Source organism: Nakamurella sp., from assembly GCF_048594475.1.
Classification (GTDB): domain Bacteria; phylum Actinomycetota; class Actinomycetes; order Mycobacteriales; family Nakamurellaceae; genus Nakamurella.
Genome location: NZ_JBMDXT010000544.1, coordinates 1 through 4562, shown reverse-complemented (window position 1 = coordinate 4562; position 4562 = coordinate 1). Strand labels below are relative to the sequence as shown.

Here is a 4562-nt window from a genome sequence, read left to right as displayed (position 1 = left end):
GACCGGGGCCAGCGCGGTGGGTGCACCGACGGCGACCGCGACCACGGCCGTCAACGGAGGCACCGCGGCGGCCAGGGCGGTTCCGGCCAGCAGCGCCCGGGCGACCGGCGCCGGCAGGCCGCCGGCGACCAGCACCACCGCGGCCACCGTGACGGCCAGCAGCACGGCTGCGGCCAGGCCGCCCACGCTGGTGCCGAACGGCAGCACCCGCAGGGCCAGGTAGCCGCCGGTGTAGGGCACGTCGAGGCTGCCGACCAGCAACAGCACCGCCCCGAGGAAGCCGGTGCCGATCAGCGGGAGGTTCTGCCGGCGGCGGCCTGCGGGCGCCTCGCCCATGGCCCGGGCCACATCGGAGTCCGGGACCGCCGCGACCTCATCGCCCCGCCCGGCCCCACCGGCCGGGGCCGGGCCCGCCCCGCCGGCCGGTCCCCCGTTCGAACCGGGATCCGTCCCGCCCGCCGGCGAACCGAACAGCGGATCGGCGCGCAGCTCCTCGCCCGGGCCGAGCACCCGGGCCAGCCGGCGGGCCGCGACGACACCGACGACGACCATGAGGACGTCGGCGCCGAGCAGCACCCAGGCGCCGCCCCCGGCGGTGAGCGGGCGCGCGCGGTCGGTGGTCTCGACGAACAGTTCCGGCCGCGACACCCGGTTGGTCTCGGTGAGGACCGCGAGATCGGCCACCAGCCGGCACAGTCCGAGCAGCCCGGCACCGGCGGTGGCGGCCAGCCCCAGGACCGGCCGGATCAGCGCCAGGGTCACCGCGAGCACCCCGGGCAGCACCGCCACCCAGCCGGCCGCCAGGAACGCCGACACCGCAGCGCCGTCCGCGGGGACGACCTGCCCGGCCAGCGGGCTCGTCGCGACGACGACGCCGGCGGCCAGCAGCAGCGACGCCAGCAGCACGGCGGTCGACCGGCCGTCGGCCGCGTCGGGCTCCCGGCCGGTCATCGGCCGGCCACGCCGCGGGCCGCCACCGGGTACGTCGGGCACGACGGCCTCGGAGATGGATCCGGCATCACCAGGCGACCGTAGCAACTCGGGCCGACAGCCGGCCGGGACCGCGGGCCGGTTCGAACCGGCCCGCGCGTGGGTGATGATCGAGGGCGTGATTCCCGCCCTCGGCTACACCGTCCTCGCCCTGAGCCTGTTGCTGGCCCTGTGGACGGGGATCCAGGCCGGCCGGCGGCGGCCCACCTCCGAGGCCCAGATGATCGGCGCCATCGTGGTCGAGGTGGTGCTGCTGGCCCAGATCGTCATCGCCCTGGTCCGGCTCGTCGGGGGCGCCCCGCAGGCCGAGCCGGTGACCTTCGTCGCCTACTCCCTGGGCGTGCTGCTGGCCCTGCCGCTCGGCTTCTACCTCGCCCGGGAGGAGCGGACCCGGTGGGGATCGCTGTGTCTGTGCTTCACTGCAGTGGTGGTCGCGGTGATGGTCCTTCGGCTCCTGCAGCTCTGGCAGGCCCCGGTTGGCTGAGCAGCCGGCGGTCGAGCACGCCGACCACACCGAGGACGCGCCCCCCACCGGACCGCGTCGCATCCTGATCGCCCTTTACCTGGTGTTCGCGGTGGCCGCGACCGCCCGGGGCATCGTTCAGATCGCCACCAAGTTCGATGAGGCCCCGCTGGCCTACGTGCTGTCGCTGCTGTCGGGCATCGTCTACATCGCCGCCGCAGTGGGCCTGATCACCGATCGCCGCTGGTCTCGGCCCCTGGCCTGGGTGGCCGTCGGCACCGAGATGATCGGGGTCCTGGTCGTGGGGCTGCTGTCGATCCTGGACTCCACCGCGTTCCCGCACGACACCGTCTGGTCCCGGTTCGGCGCCGGCTACGGCTACGTCCCGATCATCCTGCCCGTGCTCGGGCTGATGTGGCTCTGGCAGACCCGCCCCGGGGCCCGGGACGACGACTGAGGCCCGTCCACCTGCGCAATGTGGACAACTGGATGCCGTGCTCAAACGATCCAAGGACCAGGACGCCCGCGTCGCGCACTGCTGGAGCGTGGACCCGATCGAACCGTCCATCCTGGCCCTGGACCTGATCGACGGCGTCTAGCGGACCGCCGGACAGGCCACCGGTGACGAGCCGATCGCGCTGACCCGCCCGTTCCCGGTCACCATCGTCCCGTCCGCCCTGCTCGGCTGAGCAACCACGAAGCAGGATGTCCGCGAGTCACCCCGGTCCGCGCCGAAGATGCTCGGCACCCGACGGGTCGCTCAGAGCTTGGTCATCGGCACGCCGCCGATGAGCATCAGCCGGACCTTGCCCGACACCCCGAAATCGATGGTCGCGGTCGCCCGCTGACCCACCCCGTCGACGGCGAGAACCTTGCCCAGCCCGTATTTGTCGTGGGACACCCGATCGCCGACGGCCAGGTCGAGCGCCGGCTTGGAACCCAGCGTCGGGTGCTTGCGGATCCCGGAGCCGGCGCCGCCGGCCCGGGACGGCGTGCCCGAGCCGAAGCGGCTGGCCGTGACCGGCGCCGACCGGCCCCCGCCCCAGCTCGACCCGCCCGAGCCGGCCCCGAACCCGCCACCGAAGCGGCGGCGGCCGTAGCTGAAGTCGCCCTCGAAGTCGCTGTCGCCGATGAACCCGCCGGCCCGTGCGTCGGCGTCGGTCCGGCGCCATTCGATCAGCTCGTCCGGGATGTCCCCGAGGAAGCGGGACGCGGGGTTCGCGCTCGGCTGCCCCCACGCGGACCGCATCATCGCCCGGGTCACGTACAGCCGCTTCATCGCCCGGGTGATCCCGACGTAGGCCAGCCGCCGTTCCTCGGCGAGCTCGGTGTCGTCGGCCAGCGCCCGCTGGTGCGGGAAGATGCCGTCCTCCCAGCCGGTCACGAACACGACCGGGAACTCCAGACCCTTGGCCGTGTGCAGCGTCATCAGGGTGACCATGCCCTCGGCCGAGTCGGGCACCGAGTCGGCGTCGGCGACCAGGGACAGCTGTTCCAGCACCGCCAGCAGCAGCTCGCCCGCGTCCGGCGGCACGTCCTCGTCGGGCTCGGCACCGCCGTCGGCACCGCCGTCCGGACCGCCGTCGGGACCGTCGTCCGGTCCGGCGTCGGGGATCCCCAGGGCGGCCAGACCGCCGCCGGCCAGCAGGGTCTCGGTCGTCTCCCGGAGCACGCTGACCAGTTGGTCCAGGTTCTCCAGCCGGGAGTGGTCCTGCGGATCCTCGGAGTTCTCCAGTTCGGCCCGGTAACCGGTGCGCTCCAGGACGGCCGTCAGCAGGTCGGCCGGCTCCATGCCGAAGCCGACCTCCGAGCGCAGGCCGGACAGCAGCTCGCCGAACGAACGGAGCGAGTTGGCCGAGCGGGCCGCCAGACCCGGGATCTCCGCCACCCGCTGGAGCGCCTCACCGAAGCCGATCCGCTCCCGCTCGGCGAACACCGAGACGGTCGCCTCGGCCCGGTCGCCGATGCCGCGGCGCGGCGTGTTCAGGATGCGACGCAGATTGATCTCGTCGTCGGGGTTCGCGATCGCCCGCAGGTAGGCCAGTGCGTCCTTGACCTCCTTGCGCTCGTAGAAGCGCACCCCGCCGACGATCCGGTACGGCATGCCGTTGCGGATGAAGACGTCCTCCAGCGAGCGGGAGGCGGAGTTGGTCCGGTAGAACACCGCGACGTCGCCGAACACGGCGTCGCCGGCATCGACCAGCGCGTCGATCTCCTTGCCGATGAACTGCGCCTCGTCGTGCTCGTTGTCGCCGACGTACCCGATGATCCGGGTGCCGTTGCCCTGGGCGGACCACAGGTTCTTGGCCTTGCGGCCCACGTTCCGGGCGATGACCGAGTTCGCCGCCGACAGGATCGTCTGGGTGGACCGGTAGTTCTGCTCCAGCAGGATCGTCCGGGCCGCCGGGTAGTCGCGCTCGAACTCCTCGATGTTGCGGATGGTCGCTCCGCGGAACGCGTAGATCGACTGGTCGGCGTCGCCGACGACCACCAGCTCACCGGCCGGCACGTCGCCCGACCCGTCCCCGACCAGCGCCTTGACCAGCAGATACTGGGCGTGGTTGGTGTCCTGGTACTCGTCGACCAGCACGTGCCGGAACCGCCGGCGGTAGTGCTCGGCGACCGCCGGGAACCGCTGCAGCAGGTGCACCGTCTGCATGATCAGGTCGTCGAAGTCCAGCGCGGACGCGGCCCGCAGCCGCTCCTGATAGCCCTGGTAGACCTGCGCCACGATCGTCTGCTTGTCGTCCTCGGCCCGCTCCAGGGCGGTCTCGGCGTCGATCAGCTCGTTCTTCAGGTTGGAGATCGCGGCGGCCAGCATCCGCGGCGGGTACTTCTTGCCGTCGATGTTCAGCCCGCCCGCGACCAGCTGGGCCAGCCGCTGGGAATCGGCCTGGTCGTAGATGGTGAACGTGGTCTTCAGGCCCAGGTGCGGTGCCTCGGCCCGCAGGATGCGCACGCACATCGAGTGGAACGTCGACACCCACATCGACCGCGCGCGCCCACCGACCAGGTCGAACACCCGGTCCTTCATCTCGCGGGCGGCCTTGTTGGTGAACGTGATGGCCAGGATCTCGCCGGGCTGCGCGCCGCCGACCGCCAGCAGGTA

3 protein-coding genes and 1 pseudogene are annotated in these 4562 nt (G+C 72.7%); 2 read left to right on the top strand and 2 right to left on the bottom strand.

Annotation, left to right across the window (positions count from 1 at the left end; all coding sequences use genetic code 11):
* Positions 1-951 (bottom strand): annotated as a pseudogene (locus ACOJUF_RS24545) (hypothetical protein); the annotation flags it as partial.
* Between the two features lie 157 nt (positions 952-1108).
* Here ACOJUF_RS24545 and ACOJUF_RS24540 point away from each other — a divergent pair.
* Positions 1109-1474: a hypothetical protein gene (locus ACOJUF_RS24540; protein ID WP_420124427.1), complete on the top strand. Its 366-nt coding sequence runs from the start codon at positions 1109-1111 to the stop codon at positions 1472-1474.
* Positions 1467-1910: a hypothetical protein gene (locus tag ACOJUF_RS24535; protein ID WP_420124426.1), complete on the top strand. Its 444-nt coding sequence runs from the start codon at positions 1467-1469 to the stop codon at positions 1908-1910. Before ACOJUF_RS24540 ends, ACOJUF_RS24535 begins: the two co-directional genes overlap by 8 nt.
* 303 nt (positions 1911-2213) lie before the next feature.
* Here the strand turns inward: ACOJUF_RS24535 and ACOJUF_RS24530 are convergent.
* A partial coding sequence (locus tag ACOJUF_RS24530) for a UvrD-helicase domain-containing protein (protein ID WP_420124425.1) occupies positions 2214-4562 on the bottom strand: 2349 nt, incomplete at its 5' end.